This window comes from Pseudarthrobacter sp. NIBRBAC000502772, from assembly GCF_006517235.1.
GTDB lineage: Bacteria > Actinomycetota > Actinomycetes > Actinomycetales > Micrococcaceae > Arthrobacter.
In genome coordinates, this window is record NZ_CP041188.1 from 496094 (window position 1) to 512499 (window position 16406).

At 64.2% G+C, this 16406-nt stretch carries 16 protein-coding genes and 1 tRNA gene; 5 read left to right on the forward strand and 12 right to left on the reverse strand.

Annotation, left to right across the window (positions count from 1 at the left end):
- Position 1 precedes the first annotated feature (1 nt).
- Both NIBR502772_RS02295 and NIBR502772_RS02300 read right to left on the reverse strand, forming a co-directional pair.
- Complete coding sequence (locus tag NIBR502772_RS02295) at positions 2–484, reverse strand: FHA domain-containing protein (protein WP_056342800.1); 483 nt, start codon at positions 482–484, stop codon at positions 2–4.
- Positions 481–1224, reverse strand: a complete 744-nt coding sequence (locus NIBR502772_RS02300) for a DUF3662 and FHA domain-containing protein (protein WP_141138891.1) — start codon at positions 1222–1224, stop codon at positions 481–483. The genes NIBR502772_RS02295 and NIBR502772_RS02300 overlap by 4 nt, the downstream gene beginning before the upstream one ends.
- A gap of 331 nt (positions 1225–1555) precedes the next feature.
- Between NIBR502772_RS02300 and NIBR502772_RS02305 the strand changes: the two genes are divergently transcribed.
- Positions 1556–1638 (forward strand) — tRNA-Leu (locus NIBR502772_RS02305).
- A 180-nt stretch (positions 1639–1818) separates the two neighbouring features.
- The gene (locus NIBR502772_RS22990) at positions 1819–2097 is read left to right on the forward strand and encodes a UPF0158 family protein (RefSeq protein ID WP_371706853.1); all 279 of its coding nucleotides are present in this window, start codon (positions 1819–1821) and stop codon (positions 2095–2097) included.
- Here the strand turns inward: NIBR502772_RS22990 and NIBR502772_RS02315 are convergent.
- Positions 2045–2782, reverse strand: coding sequence for a TetR family transcriptional regulator (locus NIBR502772_RS02315; protein ID WP_141138893.1), 738 nt, complete (start codon positions 2780–2782; stop codon positions 2045–2047). The genes NIBR502772_RS22990 and NIBR502772_RS02315 overlap by 53 nt on opposite strands.
- Before the next feature lie 108 nt (positions 2783–2890).
- Here NIBR502772_RS02315 and NIBR502772_RS02320 point away from each other — a divergent pair, with 108 nt between their 5' ends.
- Positions 2891–4318, forward strand: coding sequence for an NAD(P)/FAD-dependent oxidoreductase (locus NIBR502772_RS02320; RefSeq protein WP_141138894.1), 1428 nt, complete (start codon positions 2891–2893; stop codon positions 4316–4318).
- A 49-nt stretch (positions 4319–4367) separates the two neighbouring features.
- The gene (locus NIBR502772_RS02325) at positions 4368–5906 is read left to right on the forward strand and encodes an APC family permease (protein ID WP_246848667.1); all 1539 of its coding nucleotides are present in this window, start codon (positions 4368–4370) and stop codon (positions 5904–5906) included.
- 133 nt (positions 5907–6039) lie between these two features.
- Here NIBR502772_RS02325 and NIBR502772_RS02330 read toward each other — a convergent pair whose 3' ends face one another.
- The 9 genes from NIBR502772_RS02330 to NIBR502772_RS02370 form a co-directional block, all read right to left on the reverse strand.
- The gene (locus NIBR502772_RS02330) at positions 6040–6744 is read right to left on the reverse strand and encodes a FadR/GntR family transcriptional regulator (protein WP_141138895.1); all 705 of its coding nucleotides are present in this window, start codon (positions 6742–6744) and stop codon (positions 6040–6042) included.
- Between the two features lie 10 nt (positions 6745–6754).
- Complete coding sequence (locus tag NIBR502772_RS02335) at positions 6755–7882, reverse strand: mandelate racemase/muconate lactonizing enzyme family protein (protein ID WP_141138896.1); 1128 nt, start codon at positions 7880–7882, stop codon at positions 6755–6757.
- Positions 7883–7969: 87 nt separating this feature from the next.
- Positions 7970–8890 carry an AEC family transporter gene (locus NIBR502772_RS02340; RefSeq protein WP_141138897.1) on the reverse strand — a complete coding sequence of 307 codons (921 nt, stop codon included), beginning with the start codon at positions 8888–8890 and terminating at the stop codon, positions 7970–7972.
- Between the two features lie 87 nt (positions 8891–8977).
- A complete protein-coding gene (locus NIBR502772_RS02345) occupies positions 8978–9580 on the reverse strand; it encodes a hypothetical protein (protein ID WP_141138898.1) in 603 nt (200 codons plus the stop codon).
- A 53-nt stretch (positions 9581–9633) separates the two neighbouring features.
- Complete coding sequence (locus tag NIBR502772_RS02350; protein WP_246848668.1) at positions 9634–10239, reverse strand: hypothetical protein; 606 nt, start codon at positions 10237–10239, stop codon at positions 9634–9636.
- Positions 10240–10835: 596 nt separating this feature from the next.
- Positions 10836–11753, reverse strand: coding sequence for a hypothetical protein (locus NIBR502772_RS02355; protein ID WP_141138899.1), 918 nt, complete (start codon positions 11751–11753; stop codon positions 10836–10838).
- Positions 11754–11916: 163 nt separating this feature from the next.
- Positions 11917–13290 carry an MFS transporter gene (locus tag NIBR502772_RS02360; protein WP_141138900.1) on the reverse strand — a complete coding sequence of 458 codons (1374 nt, stop codon included), beginning with the start codon at positions 13288–13290 and terminating at the stop codon, positions 11917–11919.
- Positions 13291–13335: 45 nt separating this feature from the next.
- Positions 13336–14388, reverse strand: coding sequence for a Gfo/Idh/MocA family protein (locus NIBR502772_RS02365; RefSeq protein ID WP_141138901.1), 1053 nt, complete (start codon positions 14386–14388; stop codon positions 13336–13338).
- A 94-nt stretch (positions 14389–14482) separates the two neighbouring features.
- A complete protein-coding gene (locus NIBR502772_RS02370; RefSeq protein ID WP_141138902.1) occupies positions 14483–15076 on the reverse strand; it encodes a nuclear transport factor 2 family protein in 594 nt (197 codons plus the stop codon).
- A 543-nt stretch (positions 15077–15619) separates the two neighbouring features.
- On the opposite strand from NIBR502772_RS02370, the gene NIBR502772_RS02375 reads away from it, so the two are divergent.
- The gene (locus tag NIBR502772_RS02375; RefSeq protein WP_141138903.1) at positions 15620–16369 is read left to right on the forward strand and encodes an IclR family transcriptional regulator; all 750 of its coding nucleotides are present in this window, start codon (positions 15620–15622) and stop codon (positions 16367–16369) included.
- Positions 16370–16406: the final 37 nt, after the last annotated feature.

Below are 16406 nucleotides of genomic sequence, written 5' to 3' on the forward strand. Positions count from 1 at the left end.
GCTACGGCCTCAATTCGATGACCGTCTTGCCGATCCTCACGGGTACACCAAGCTCAACGGGCAGGGCCCGGGTAAGTTGCTGGTCGGCCAGGTAGGTGCCGTTGGTGGAGCCAAGGTCCTCGATGAACCATCGACTGCCTTGCGGGAACAACCGCGCGTGGCGGCCGGAGGCGTAGTCGTCCTCCAGTACCAGTGTGGCTTCCTGAGCGCGGCCCAACAGGATGGGGCTGGCGGCCAGGGGGATGGTGGTTCCCTTGAGCGGGCCTTCGGTGACCACCAGTTGGTGGGCCTGCTGCTTGAGTGGCTGCGGCGGAGCCTCGGCCAGTTCCGGGTTTTTGCGGACCTGACGGGCGGTGGGGGTGCCGGCGGCGGCTTTGCGGCCCACCATCAGGTCCCTGCGCATGGCCGAAACGATGCTGAAGATGAGGACCCAGAGCAGGATCAGGAACCCAAACCGCAGGGCAGTGATGGTCAGGTCGCTCATGGGCGGCCCCCAGGGCTGGCGGGAAGCAGGCGGAAGATGATCTTTGTCCGTCCCATCGTGATGGTGGAGCCGTCGGTCAGTTCGGTGCTGCCTGCCAGTTTATGGCCGTTGACGTAGCTGCCGTTAGTGGAGCCGAGGTCCACAGCGCTGGTGACGCCGCTGGCGGTGCGGATCTCGAGGTGGCGGCGTGAGACGCCGGTGTCGTCAATCAGGATGTCGGCCTCGGAGGACCGGCCCAGGACGATGGAGGGGGCATTGAGGGAGTAGCGCTGGCCGTCGATGTCCAGGACGGGCTGCAGGCGTATGGGCGGCCGGCTGGGGGCTGCCGGCATGTTGGGCCTGGCCGAGGAGACTCCGGGGCCGGCTTTGGACTTCTCAGTGGAGGAGACGATCTCGAAATTGCCGGCGCGAAGATCCTCGGACCGGCGGAAGGAGATCCGCACCGAGCCCTGCAGGGTGTAGCCCTGGCTCCGGACGTGGTTGATGACGACGTCGCAGAGTTCTTCGGCCAGCGGCGTGCCCCAGTCCTGTGCCCTCCTGAAGTCGTCGTCACTGAGTTGGACGTCGAAGACATTGGGGGCCAGGGTGCGGCCGGCGGCGATGGTGAGGGCTTTGTTGTCAACCTCGCGGCGGAGCCGGCTGGCGATTTCCACAGGTTCAACCTGGGCGCGCGAACCGGTGGAGAAGACACCGCGGACGGCTTTTTCGATGCCGCGCTCGACCTTGTCCAGCAATCCCATGGTCCTTCTCCTTTCCCCCCGGCTGAGGGGCAGTTTTCGTTCCGGAACTCAGCCAACAATGCAGTTCAGAACCCAGCGGCCTGCCTGGCAGTGGCAGGCACTACTACATCAGATACTACTGGGCAGGCCTGTGAATGACCTTAATCCACAACGGCCGGGCCCCCGGAAAAGTTCACTGGTGGTTCCCGGCTGGCCCCCTCCCGGTGGGGAATTTGACCCCTCCCGAGGCTCAATTGGTGTTTTGCCGCCGATGTCCGTTATGCTTGATCTCGCTGCTTTTACAAGGTTGCGGATCCGGGAAACCGGCCGTAATTCATGGAAAAGAAGTTGCGCGCGAGTGGCGGAACGGCAGACGCGCTGGCTTCAGGTGCCAGTGTCCGAAAGGGCGTGGGGGTTCAAATCCCCCCTCGCGCACGCAATCAAGGGAACCCCGGTCTTCGGACCGGGGTTCCCTTCTTTAACGCTGGGGCGGTCCTTAACGCTGGGCCCCGAATCCGGCATGCCGCGGGCGTAACTGTGGGTATAGCATGCGAGTGACACCCGCTGGATGATGCGGCCGGAGGACTGCTCATGCTGACATTGGGCGCAATTGATATGGAATCGTTCATCGCCGATGTGCAGGATGAACGCGCCAAGGACCTGCTCTGGCGCGCAATAGACGGCAAGGGAGCGTTCCGGCGTTTCAGGAACACGCTCGCAGAGTTCCCCGGGCTTGAGACCCGATGGTTCTCATTCCATGACCGAGCCATGCGGCGGCGCGCCATAGAGTGGCTGGCGGCATCTGGTGCAGTGGAACAGGTAGAGGCTGAGAACGCCCTGCTTACTCCCGTAACGCCCCGAGGCCCGCAATTAGGGCCTCAAGCCCCAGGCTGAACGCCACGTCTGCAGGTTTCTCGTGCCCCTGCGCGGCCAAGCTCCGGACTGCACCCGTGAAGCTCGGCGTCGACTCCGCCATGCTGCCGGAATCGAAAATGTCGGCTGGAGCCGTGACGTCGTAAGCGGATCCGAAAATGAAGGATTCCAGGGCCACGATGGCGGACACGATCCGCTCCTCCGGGAATCCGGCCGCCCGGAATCCGGCGCTGACGGTCTCATACATGGCGAGGGTCTGCGGTGCGTCAGTCACGGGAAGTACTGCGATGACGGGAATCAGGGGTGTGTGCTCCGCGAAGACGTCCCGGTAACTCCAGGCCCATTTCCGCACCGCGGACTCCCAGGGTTCCGCCGCGAATGGGGTCACGTCCACCAGTGCGGTCAAGTGGTCTTCCACGAGCAGGAGCACGTCCCGCTTGGATTCCACATGGTTATAAAGGGCCGACGGCGCCACTTGCAGTGAGCGGGCCAGTGCGGCCATGGTGAGACCGTCGTAGCCGTTCTTGCCGATGAGCCGCAGGGCCGCGGCCGTGATTCCCGCTTTGTCCAGGACAGCCGCGGCGGGCCGCCCCACGCGGCGCCGTGCCGCACCGGTTTTCGCCACGGGTTCGCGCTCCGTGGTACTTCGTGAAGCGGCTGGTGATGCCGGCATTGCTGGCCTTTCTGCGGGCAGTATCCCCAGCATTATTCCACCGGCCTCTTCCTCGGGGGCCGCGAAACAGCTATAGTTCTACTAAATGAATGGCATTCATTTAGTGGTTCGCGTCACTCGACCGGCCATAGAGAGGACATCATGCTGAATCTTGACCGCGACGTTGTGATCGTTGGCGCCGGGCCGTCCGGGCTCACCGCTGCCCGCGAGCTGAAGAAGGCCGGCCTAGGCGTGGCAGTGCTGGAAGCACGCGACCGCGTGGGCGGCCGGACCTGGACCGACACCATTGACGGGGCCATGCTGGAAATCGGCGGCCAGTGGGTCTCCCCGGACCAGACCGTACTGCTGGAACTCCTGGACGAGCTCGGCCTGAAGACATACTCCCGCTACCGGGAGGGCGAGTCGGTCTACGTCGGCGCCGACGGCAAGAAAACCCGCTACACCGGTGATTCCTTCCCGGTGAGCGCAGCCACCGGGGCGGAAATGGACAAGCTGATCGGCATTCTGGACGGCCTCGCCGCGGAAATCGGCGCCACCGAGCCGTGGGCGCACCCCAAGGCCCGTGAACTGGACACCATCTCCTTCCACCACTGGCTGCGCCGGAACTCGAAGGACGAGGAGGCCTGCAACAACATTGGACTGTTCATCGCCGGCGGCATGCTCACCAAGCCCGCGCACGCGTTTTCGGCACTGCAGGCGGTCCTGATGGCAGCCTCCGCCGGGTCCTTCAGCCACCTCACCGACGAGGACTTCATCCTGGACAAGCGGGTCATCGGAGGGATGCAGCAGGTGTCCCTGCTGCAGGCAGCGGAACTGGGTGCCGACGTCGTACTTAACAGTCCGGTACGCACTGTCCGCTGGGAGGACGCCGGGGAAGGCGGGCACCGCGTCAGCGTTGTCTCGGAGCGCGCCACCGTGAATGCGCGCTTTGTGATCATGGCTGTGCCACCGAACCTTTACTCCCGCGTCTCATTTGATCCGCCGCTTCCACGGCGGCAGCACCAGATGCACCAGCACCAGTCGCTGGGCCTGGTGATCAAGGTCCACGCCGTCTACCGCACGCCGTTCTGGCGTGAAGACGGACTCTCCGGAACGGGTTTTGGTGCCGGTTCGCTGGTCCAGGAGGTCTACGACAACACCAACCACGGTGATTCACGGGGAACCCTGGTGGGCTTTGTCTCGGATGAAAAGGCCGACGGCGTCTTCGAGCTGAGTGCCGAGGACCGCCGCCGCGCCATCCTGGAATCGATTGCCGGGTTCCTGGGGGACAAGGCCCTGGAACCCGAGGTCTACTACGAATCCGACTGGGGCTCCGAGGAATGGACCCGGGGCGCGTACGCGGCCAGCTACGATCTGGGCGGCCTGCACCGTTACGGCAAGGACCAGCACGCCCCCGTGGGCCCGATCTACTGGTGCTCCTCGGACCTCGCCGCCGAAGGCTACCAGCACGTTGACGGAGCCGTCCGTATGGGCCAGCGCACTGCGGCGCGCATCGTGGACGCGGCGGGCGTTGCAGCCAAAGCGGACGCTTTCCGCGCGGCAAACGAGGCCGCGGCCGTCGTCGGCTGAGCGCACCAGCTCCAACCCATTCAGCGTCGAATGAAAGAGAGGCACGGCCATGAGTCCCAAGGAAGTGACAGCACAGCCACCCAGCGCCCCGGGCAATGGCCTGGCTGAAAAGGGCCTGAGCGGGAAGGGCTTGAAGGCGGGCGCGGTGGGATTGCTGGGCGCCGTGGTGATCGGTGTCTCCTGCATCGCGCCTGCGTACACACTGACCGCGGCGCTGGGGCCAACGGTTTCGGAAGTGGGGGTCCAGCTGCCGGCGATCTTCCTGGTGGGCTTTATCCCCATGATCCTGGTGGCGTTCGGGTACCGCGAACTGAACAATGCCATGCCCGACGCCGGCACGTCGTTTACATGGGCATCGCGCGCCTTTGGTCCGTGGATCGGCTGGATGGGTGGCTGGGGGCTGATTGCGGCCACCATCATTGTGCTGTCCAACCTGGCGGCGGTCGCCGTCGACTTCTTCTACCTCATGCTGGCCCAGCTGTTCGGAAACCCGGAACTGGGCGAGCTGAGCAAGAACCTGCCGCTGAACATCGCCACGACCCTGGTGTTCATCGCCCTGGCTTGCTGGATTTCCTTTCGGGGCATGGAAGCCACCAAAGGCGTGCAGTATGTACTGGTGGCGTTCCAGCTGCTGGTGTTGGGCTGGTTTGCCGTAGCTGCCTTCACTCACGTGGCCAACGGCTCGGCGTTTGATGCGACCGCCATTTCGCCGGACTGGTTTAACCCGTTCGCGGTCGGATCCTTCTCAGCCTTTGCTGCCGGGGTTTCCCTCTCCATCTTCATCTACTGGGGCTGGGACGTCACGCTGACCATGAACGAGGAAACCAAGAATCCGGAGAAGACTCCGGGACGGGCGGCAACCGTCACCGTGGTGGTGATTGTCGCGATCTACATGACCGTTGCGCTGGCAACTTTGTCCTTCGCAGGCGTGGGCGAAACCGGCCTTGGCGCCGGGAATCCGGATAACCAGTCGAGCATCTTCGCCGTCCTCTCCGGGCCGGTGATGGGACCGTTCGCCATCCTGATGTCCCTTGCCATCCTGAGCGGTTCGGCCGCCTCGCTGCAGTCCACGTTTGTGTCGCCGGCGCGGACCATGCTCTCGATGGGCCACTACAAGGCATTCCCGGGCCGCTTCGGCAAGGTCAGCCCGCGCTTCAAGTCCCCGAGCTACGCCACGATCGCCGCGGGCGTTGCTGCCGCAGCCTTCTACGTCATCACGCGGACCACCTCGGAGAACGCGCTCTGGGACACCATCACGGCGCTGGGCATGATGATCTGCTTCTACTACGGCGTCACAGCCCTGGCATGCGTCTGGTTCTTCCGGGCTCAGGCGTTCAGCAATGGCCGCGCGTTCTTCTTCAGGTTCCTGGCGCCGCTGCTGGGCGGAGTCATCCTGCTGGTGATGTTCTTCAAGACCGCCGCCGATTCCATGGACCCCGAGTACGGCTCCGGATCATCGTTGGGCGGGCTGGGGATGGTGTTTATCCTGGGCATGGGCGTGATCCTGCTGGGCGTGGTGATCATGCTGGTGATGTCCACGCTGCGGCCCGAGTTCTTCAAGGGGCAGGTGCTGGCCCGCGGGAACTGAGCGTCCGCCAAGGCCGGCGGGCGATTTCTCCCCTCCGGACGGACTAATCCCCGTGTAACGCGGCGGGGAAAAGACCGCAATGCGGGGAAGAGCTGCGCCGGCGTTGGTGTGTTGCGCTGAGTGCGGGAGGCGCCTAGGCCGGCGGGCGTACCGAAGCCTTGAACCGCCGTCGGGAATTTGCGAGGTGGCTGCGCATGGCGGCAGAGGCGGCGGACTCATCGCCGTCGGCGATGGCGGCAGCGATGGACCGGTGCTCGTGCACCACCTGGTCAAAGTGGTCCCGGGCGTAATGTTCGACGCCGGTGAGCAGCCGGGTGCGGGGCATCGCGATCATCGTCTGGCCCAGGGCGGCGAGGCAATCGGAGTAGAAAGGGTTGCCAGAGGCGGCCGCGATGGCGCGGTGGAACTCGAAGTCCGCCTTCATGGCGTGGCCGGGGTGGTCAGCGCTGGCGGCGAACTGTTCCAGGGCAGCATTGACCGCCCGGAGCTGGCGGTCGGAGTGGTTGCGGGCGGCCAGGGCAGCAGCTTCGGTCTCGACGCCCAGCCGGAATTCCAGCAGGTGGAGGCGGTCTTCGATGCTGGCGACGGGGCGGCTGCCCGGGACAGGCTGGGGGCCGTCGTCGGGCGGGGTCAACGCGAAGCTGCCCCGCCCGCGTTCGGTTTCCACCAGCCCTTCGGCCTGGAGGCGCGTCAGTGCCGAGCGCACCACGGTGCGGCTGACGCCGAAGTCGACCATCAGCGCGTTTTCGCTGGGAAGCTTGTCGCCGGGCTGGATGACGCCGTCCACGATGCGGGTGCGAAGGTCGGCGGCGAGGTCCGCGGTCAGGTTCCGGCTCATGCGTTCAAGGTTACGCGCCGAACTCCACGGACTCGGTGGTCCAGGCATGGGCCTGGTCACTGAGGGTCACGCCCAGGCCAGGACGGTCCGGGACCAGCATGCGGCCGTTCTTCGTTTCGAGGCGTTCATTGAACAGCGGGTCCAGCCAGTCGAAGTGCTCCACCCACGGCTCCCGCGGGTACGCCGCGGCGAGGTGCAGGTGGATCTCCATGGCGAAGTGCGGCGCCAGCCCCAGTCCGCGCTCGTCCGCGAGGGCGGCGAGGCGAAGGAACTGGGTGATGCCGCCGACGCGGGGCGCGTCCGGCTGGATGATGTCGCAGCCGTTGGCGTTGATGAGGCCCTTGTGCTCGGCCACGGACGCCAGCATCTCGCCGGTGGCGATGGGCGTGTCCAGGACGTTGGCGAGGTGCGCGTGGCCCTCAAAGTCGTAGGCATCGAGCGGCTCTTCGATCCAGATGAGGTTGTATTGCTCCAGCTGGCGGCCCATACGCAGGGCGGTGGCCCGGTCCCACTGCTGGTTGGCGTCCACCATCAGGGGAACGTCCCAGCCGATGTGTTCGCGGATGCCGGCCACGCGGCGGAGGTCCTCGGCGGAATCGGGCAGGCCTACCTTGATCTTGATGCCGCCGATGCCTTCCTCCAGGAGAACCGTGGCGCGGTCCTTGACTTCTTCGAGGGAGGCGTTGAGGAAGCCGCCGGAGGTGTTGTACGTCTGGACGGAGTCCCGGTAGGCGCCCAGGAACTTGGCCAGGGAGAGGCCGGCGCGCTTGGCCTTGAGGTCGTAGAGCGCGATGTCGATCGCGGCCAGGGCCTGGGTGGCCACACCCGAGCGGCCCACGGAAGCGCCGGCCCAAAGCAGCTTGGTGTAGATCTTGCCGATATCGTTGGGGTCCTCGCCGATGAGTCCCTGCGCGACTTCCTTGGCGTGGGCGTACTGGGCGGGGCCGCCGGCGCGCTTGGAGTAACTGAAGCCGATACCGCTGTGGCCTAGTTCCGTGGTGATCTCAGCGAACAGGAACACCACTTCGGTCATGGGCTTCTGGCGGCCGGTGAAAACCTTGGCGTCACTGATGGGGACGGCCAGTGGCAGCCGGGCGGTGGAAAGCTTGACGTGCCGGATGGCGTCGACGGTACTCATGGTTGCTCCTCGAAAGCAGGCTGGCCGGGCTGCATTGCCCTGCTACTTAGCGTACAAGTATCCAACTTGTATCACAAGTAGGCACGCTCAACCCACCAGCCAGGCGACGGCCAGGAGTGCGCCCACACTGAGAACCGTGGTGCACAGGATGACGTCGCGGGCCACCGTCATGCCGCGGCCGTAAGGGGAGGCAAAGAGGAACACATTCTGCGCCGTGGGAAGTGCCGCCATGATCACGCTGGCGAGGAGATGCTGTCCTTCCAGCCCGAAGACAAAGCGGCCAAGAACCCACACAATCAGCGGCATCCCTCCGATCTTGAGGAACGTCGCTACGAGGGTTTCGGTCCGGCCGTCGTCCTTCTGCAGGGGCGCGCGGCCGGCGAGGGACAGGCCGAAGGCCAGCAGGACCATGGGCACGGCCCCGCCGGCCAGCATGTCAATTGGCTTCTGCAGCAGGTCGGGCGCGGTCCAGCCCGTCAGGGCGACGGCCACACCCAGCGCCGAGGCGATGATCATGGGATTGCTCAACGGCTGCAGCAGCATCTTCTTCCACGAGATTTTCGTGCCGGAGACCAGCCCCAGGACCGTCAGGTAGAACGGTGCCATCACCAGGAGTTGGACCAGGAGCACGGGCGCCACGTGCTGCGCCGTCCCCACGGCGTACAGGGACACCGGGATACCAATGTTGTTGGCGTTTGCGTAGCTGCTGGCCATGGCGCCGACGGCGGTCTCAGCAGCAGGGCGCCGGAAGAACAGGAAACTCGCCAGCCAATAGAGAAGCCCCACTATCGCTGCGGAGAGCAGCGCGAGCGGGGCATCGGTTCCCAGGGCGGCGCGGATATCGCTGCCGGCAACCACCGTGAACAGCAGTGCCGGGTTGGTGACGTAGTAGGCGGTGCGGGTCAGCGCGCCCTGGACATCCGGCCCCAGGATCCGCAACCGGGCAGCGAAATAGCCCACGCCAATGACGACGGAGACGATCAGGATTCCGGAAACAACGCCGCCCACAGGCCGCCCTTCTATTTAGCTGTTGGAAGTTCCGCACGGCCGACCCCTGCGCTCACGCCGGAGACTCCGACTACTAAGTACCGTAGGCTACGGCGCCACTGTCAGCGCGGCGAGGACGGCGGGGAGCAGTAGGTCATTCCGTCCCCAGACCGGATCCAGGATCTCCACATACCAGGAGTCGGCGAGCAGGAGCGCCAGCGTTTCGTTGGTTTCCTCCGCCCAGTCCTGGATCTGCTCTTCCTGCACCGGAGTCTCGCTGGAGCCGAGGACCGTAACTACCTCGCCGCCGTCGAGCGTTACCGGGATGGCGGCGCTGCTGGCCTCGCCCGGGGCGTGCGCCACCGTCACCAGCTCGGACCGGGTGGAGAGGGCCAGGAGTTCCACGGCCGCCTCTGCACTGCAGAAGCCGGTGACGTACTGCCGCTGGGCGGAGCTGCCGGTCCGCAGGCCGGGCTGGGACTCCTTGGTGAACAGCCCGTTCCTGTTGAGGGCGGCAAGCTCGGTGGCGATCGGTTCTGTTTCGGCGTCGTAGCGGACCGTAAAGGTGGCGGCCTGGTATTCGCTATGGCCCTCCAGCCACCGTGCAGTCAGTTCCCCGGCAGCTTCCAGGGTGGTGGCCTGCCGCCAGGCCCCCTTATCCTCCAGGCGCCTGCCGAACTGGTCACGGACTTCCGCTTCTGTGGGTTCCATCCTCGGATGCTACGGCGCCCCGCGGCCGGACTCCAGCGGTGGCGACACAGCAGTTAATGTCCGACGGCGGTGATTCCGGCGGGGATCCCGGCAGCACGTTCCGCCGCGGCAAGGGCAGCGCCAAAGCGGACGACGGCGGGAGCGTACCCTTGGTGCGGCACGGCCCGCAGCTGCTCTGCCTCCTTCATGGCGCGGATCAGCGCGGACGTTTCGGGCAGCCGGACATCCGTCATGGCGGGGTAGTCGATGCAGCTGGCAGGGTCCAGTTCGTAGCGGCTCCACCGGGCCAGGAGTGCGTCATGTTCGGCCTGCGCCGCGGTGTTTACGGGCCGGTCCAGCCGCAGCTGCCGGCGGCGTTCCTGCCACGCCAGGATCTGAGGGCTGCCCCGGTAGGCGGCCACGCCCGCCCCTGCGCCCAGCGCGGCGAGGACCACCCCAAACCACGGTGACGCGAGCGTGGGAATAAGGATGGCCGGAAGCGCCACGGCAGAGCCCATAAACACATCCCAGAACACGGGGTCCGGAGCGCGGACGGCAGGGTCCGGCGTCGAATGCCGGCGGACAGCCAGGACGGTGGCAGCCACCGCGCACACCAGCACTGCACCCCAGAAACTCAGCTGCAATGCTCCAAACAGGACGGATTCTGCAAATGCCGGCACTGCGGCACCTCCCCGTGTCAGGCCCGGCCCAGGATTCCGGGTTGCTCCTTCCATTCCAGCCCCTCCGGGCACCGGGGTCAATGGGCGGGCAGGCTATGTGGATATTGCACGATCCTGAGGCTGATCAGGGAGGCCCCCAGGCATTTGACTTGGCTCCTGGTTCCGCCTGCCAAACACGAAGTTCGCCCAACGCGACGATGTCTGCATCACGAGCGGAGCGCAGCAGTTCGGCCAGTTGAGGCCTGAGGGTACAGATGCCGGAAGCCTTGTCGCTGAAAATCTAACCCCAGGCTTGGCCGCCGAGCTTGCGCTGTTCATTCTGGTCCAGCGTGGTAACCCTCGTATACCGGATTCCTTGACCTGCCGCCGTAGTCACCCCTGCCGAAGCTGTCAGGATGGAACCTATGACTTTCCAAAAGGCATGTCCGGAAACGCTATTTCAGATCCTATTCTGACACCCGTCCGAGTGGGATGGACGTCAGGTTGGGGTGTACCGCAGCAAGGCGGTCCTTGACGGGAACCGTTATGAGTAGCCAATACGATCAAAAGCAGGGGTGATTTAGTCTCCTCTGCTTTATGGCACCGCCGCGTCGTAATCAGCGACGGGAGCATACCCGCCCTTGAGTTGCAGTGACATCAGCGCTGATGAAAAAACGCGTTGCATAGATTTTCGCCTGCTCGGTGACCCAGCGGTCTCGCACGACGATAATCCAAAAACCCATGGCTAGGAGGTCAAGGACTGCGATGCTGCCTCCATTCAGCAACGCCCCTTTCGCGGCCATTAGATAAAGGTTCGCAAGTCCTGCCACGGCGAGAATCACTAGCGCGATCGCTTTGAGAGCACGGGTGTTCCGGCGAAAGCCGTACGATACGTTCTCCGAATTAAGTCGTTCAATGTCGACGCCGCCCTCGCGCAGCAAAGCAATGGCAGCGTACACCGCGTGTTCATAACGCTCGTCCGCAGCGTTTGGCTTTGAGCGTTCCTCCGATTTCGTTGGAAGGTTATGGCCGCTGACCATCTCGACATGCCGCCGACGTTGTTTTCGAAGCTGTTGATGCGTCCCATTAGCGAAACGCAAAGCTTGCGTGGTCGGAAATCCGCCCCAGCCCTCAATTAGCCGTTCCTGGGTCCTTCGTCTTAGCGGGCGGACACACTCCGCCAAAGCAATCGTCAGTCCGAAGGAGACAGCAAGTGATACTCCTGTACCAACCCAAACAAAACTTGGAACCCAATAGGCCGAGAGGATAACCGCGGGGATGATTGCGATCCCGGCGAAACCCGATAGCGCCTTTCGGGCATAGGGATCCCAGCCGGAAAACACATTCTTGCTTTCAAAATGCCGAAAAATGCGGGGGATAAGGGCTGGAGGCGGCCGTTTTGGCGGCCGGCGATGTGATGACCGGAGGCCGGGCGGAACATCAAGTGCGGAACAAGGCTGGTGCACAATGCCCAGGGCAAGCCCGCGGACGGCCCGGCGCAGGCCGGGTTTGGCCAGACCATTTGACCAGACCAAAACCCCGCCAACCAAAACGGTTAGCGGGGTCCTCCTGGCTGGCTGGGTTACGGCTTGCCAGCGCCGTTCTTAGTGGGATCAAGAGGAACGTATGACCGGCCCAAGTTGACGGGTCGGCGGAACGGTCTTACCGCGCCCGGCGGTAGGTTCCTCACCCGCGCCCTCAGCTGCGCGCACTGGTGAGTGCACTGGTGAGTGCATGGTTGCTCTTGAGGTCTGCTGCGTCTTCGATGTCCTGCAGGGTCATCTTGGCGGTTTCCCTAGCGGTGGAGGCGGCGACGGCGGCGATGACGCAGGCAATGAGCGTCATGGCCGCGACAGGGACCCAACCACTTATGCCGGGCCCGGCGATGGCGGCGGCGATGCTGGGGGCGAAGCCGGCGATGGCGAATCCGATCTGGGTGCCGATCGCCATGCCGGAGAGGCGGACGCCGGTGGGGAACATTTCGGAGTAGAAGGCCGGGAAGATGCCGTTCTGGGCCTGGTAGACGATGCCGGACATCAGGATTGCGACGATGAAGATCAGGAAGAAGTTCCCGCCGGATAGCACGGCGAGGTAGAGGAACATCAGCATGCCGCTGCCCAAGACACCGAAGATGTAGACGGGCTTGCGGCCGATGCGGTCGGCGAGCATAGCCCAGAGCGGGATGGAAGCCAGGGCGACGAGGTTGGTGGCGACGCCGACCCACAGCATCATTGACCGGTCGAGATGCACGGTGTTGACCGCGAAGGACAGGGCGTAAACACCGAAGATGGTGCTGACGGTGGAGACCAGGGCCGAGAGGGCCACCCGCAGGACGCTGACCTTATGGTCCCGGAACAGCACGGCCAGGGGCATCTTGGGTCCTTCATGGTGCGCTGCCTCCTGCTTGAAGGCAGGGGTTTCATCCAGCTTGCGGCGGATGATCAGACCGGCGACGACAACGATGAAGCTGAGCCAGAACGGTACACGCCAGCCCCAGCTGAGCAGTTGGTCCTCGGGAAGGGCTGCGATCGGCAAGAAAGCGGCCGTCGCCAGGACTGATCCGAACTGGGTACCGGAGAGCGTGAAGCTGGTGAAGAAGGCCCGGCGGTTATCCGGCGAGTGTTCCAAGGACATGGATGTCGCGCCGGATTGCTCACCGGAGGCCGAGAGGCCTTGGAGCAGCCGGAGTACCACCAGGAGGATCGGCGCCCACACGCCGACTTGGTCGTAGGTGGGCAAGCAACCGACCAGGAACGTCGCGATGCCCATCAGCATGACGGTACCGATGAGGACCTTCTTGCGGCCGTACCGGTCACCGATGTGGCCCATGACGAAGGCGCCAACTGGACGGGCCACGTAGCCCACGCCGAACGTTCCCAGCGCCAGCAGGGTGCCGGTGGCCGGATCGTTTGTCGGGAAAAAGACCTTGCTGAAGACCAGCGCTGCCGCGGTGCCGTAGATGAAGAAGTCGTAGTACTCCAAGGCGCTGCCGATCCAGCTGGCCAGCGCCGCCCGCCGCGGCGTCTTGACTGGCGCGGGCGCTGCCGTGTTGATATTCGGTGTCTCTGTCATGATTTTTCCTTAGGTGACGTCGTTGTCGGATGATGCTGTAGTTCGTCAGGCCGGGAAGGATTCGACGGCGACTGTGCCGCCGGTGGCGGCCGCTTCGGCGATGGCCATCGTGACGCGCAGGGATTGCATGCCGTCGTAGCCGGTGACCAGGGGCGGAGTCACACCGCGGATGACGGCGATGAAATGCTCCAGCTGCCGCACCAAGGGGTCGGCACGCTCTACCTCGGCCGTCGAGACGTCGAAAGGCTCCCACCAGGACGGTGTGCCGGCGTAGGTTTTCAGACGCATGGTGGGGACGGCCAGGGACCCCTTGGTCCCGGCAACGACGTAGCAGTCCTCATCGCCGTACGTCGGATAGCTCTTGTTCTCCTGCGAGGTCAGTTCCCAGGATCTGGCCGAGGCGGCGGCGTCCGAGAGCAGAAAGGAACCCAAGGCGCCGCTGGTGAACCGCAGAGTGATCGCGACGGTGTCCTCGACCGCAAAGCCGCGGGTCCGGTTGGAAGACGTGGCCTGGACGCTGTCGATCTCGCCGCACAGTGCGCGGAGGTTATCAACTTCGTGGACCATGTTAATCAGGATCGGGCCGCCCCCGGCCTCGCGGCGCCATGGTGCGGCGTCGAAGTAGTCGTCGGGTTTGTAGAACATGGCGGTTCCCATCACTGCGACGAGCTGCCCGAGCGTGCCGTCGTCGATGAGCCTGCTGGCAGCGGCCAGCAGCGGGCTGTGGCGTCGGTGGTGGCCCACCAGTAGCGGGACGCCGTGACTCTCAACGGCATCGACCAAGCGCTTGGCATCTTCCACCGAATCCGCGATGGGCTTTTCCACCAGGACGGGAACTCCTGCCTCCAGGCACGCCAGGCCACCGGAGACGTGCAAGCGGTTGGGGGTGGCCAGAACGACCGCATCAGGGCGGTCCGCGGCGAACAGGTCTTCAAGAGAGGCGTAGAGTTCCACTCCTCTCTCCCGGGCCAGATCGGCAGCTGCCGGTGACGGATCGACGATGGCCGAGAGTTTCGCGTCCCTGCTTTGGGTGATGATCTCGATGTGCCGCCGGCCAATCAGGCCGGCGCCAGCGACGGCAATACGGACTGCGCTCATGTATTCCTCCAGAAAAACTTCGAGTAAAAGGGGCGCCGGCGGGTTCGCCACGCTTGCCTGTGCCGGAACGGAACGACAGGCACAGGCAGAAGTGCTACTGGCCGATGAGCCAGCGGGATCCGCGTTCGTACAGGTTTTCGACGGCGGGTCCGGTCAGGCCCGGCATGTCCTTTTTGACGGGGTAGCCGATGCGTGACTGGGCGTAGGCCAGGTGCCGGTATCCGGTGGGGAACTCGGCAAGCAACTCTGGATCCAGCTCGGGAGTCTCCCCTGGTGCAACGGTGAGGATGCGGTCGGCTTCGTAGACAGGTTGGCGCAGGACGACTTTCCATTCGCCGTTCTGTTTTTCCATGAAGTCGTAGAACCTGCCGGTGCAGATGATGTCGCATGTGACACCTTCGACGTCGGCGCGCTGGGTAATGGTCATCTTGGTTTGGGCAATGGCCCGGTGGGCTGTTATGTCGATGGAGCTGCCACCGAGGAAGTGCAGGATGCTAACGCCTTTGTTCCAGCCGTCGATGCTGGCCAGAATGAAGTCCTCGGCCGGTCCCTGCATCCACGTCGCCATCATCTCGCCTTCGGGCGCCCACACCGTTCGGAACCGATCCCAATCTCCGGAGTCACGCCAAAGCGCCCAGTTTTCGATGACTTCCCTGATGCGCAGCTTTTCGAGCAGTTGTTCCTCCACGGCAGTACTCCCTTGTCTCTTGGATCGTTTTTACGTATGTCAGAATGCGTGCAGACCCGGAGGACGGATTCCCAGAGTTCACTCAGAACCTTGGGAATCAGGACCGCGCCAAGGGGCGAATTACTGCCCGTGTATCGCCTCCGGACGAGCCTCTGAGGGACAAGTTCCTGGTTGGCCACCGCCCCTGCCAGATCATCTACGGAGAGGCTCGCGTCGGTGTCTGCACCGGCGACTCCGCCACTCGTGCCAGTATGCGGGCATCAGAAGAACGTAACCAGCGATCGTTTCCGCTCAGCGGAAAGCGCTGAATGACCTGCTGAGTCAGTTCCCGGCCTGGGGGGCTACGCGCGCCTTAGCAGTCCGCAGCGTGCTTGTGTCGAAACCGTCCAGGGCCCGGATGAACAGCCGCGCTAACGGGGCAGCGGCGTTGTCGCCGCAGGTTACTTCGGTTAGCACCTATTGATGGAAGTCACTTCGCCTTTAGAATCAGCTACGATCGAGGCGATTTTTCCGGTGAGCGGAAATAGAGGGTGAGCAGCCATTATGAGCGGAAGTTCCGAGCCGGGGCGCAGCACGGCGAGCCGGATCGTGGCGCTGCTTGATGCCTTCACCAGGGAGCAGCCGGCCCCTAGCTTGAGCGAAATTTCCCGGTCCAGCGGGCTGGCCGTGGCAACAACCCACCGGCTGCTGGCCGAACTCGTGCAAAGTGGAATCCTGCAGCGTCGCGCGGACTCTCGCTATCAGGTGGGTCTGAAGCTGTGGCAGATCGGTGCCTTGGCGCCTGGCTATCGTGATCTGCGGACGCTCGCGCTGCCGTTCATGGAGGATCTCTATGCGGCCACACGTCAGAACGTGCAGCTGGCTGTTCGCGACGATAACAAGGCGCTGTATCTCGAGAAACTGAGCGGTGCTGGTTCCGTCAGCTCGATCACCGAAGTCGCCGGCAGGTTACCGCTGCACGCCACGGGCGTCGGGAAGGTCATTCTTGCATTCTCCGAACCGGAGCTCCTGGACCGAATCATCGAGGAAGGGCTGACGCGCTACACCTCCCACACCATGACGGATCCAAAAATCCTCGCCAGGAGCCTGAAACAAGTGCGGACAACACAATTGGGTTATTCACGGGAAGAGATGACTGTCGGTGCGGCGTCCGTCGCTGCACCGATCTTCGGCCCTGACATGGGCCTGGAAGGATCGCTCGCCGTCGTTGTTCCGTCCTCCACAAGTCTTCCGCATCTCGCCAGTGCCGTTCGGACAGCCGCAAACGGCATCACCAGGCAACTCACTCAGTAGACTTCCGCGATTTTCCGCTCAGCGGAAATGGTCACTA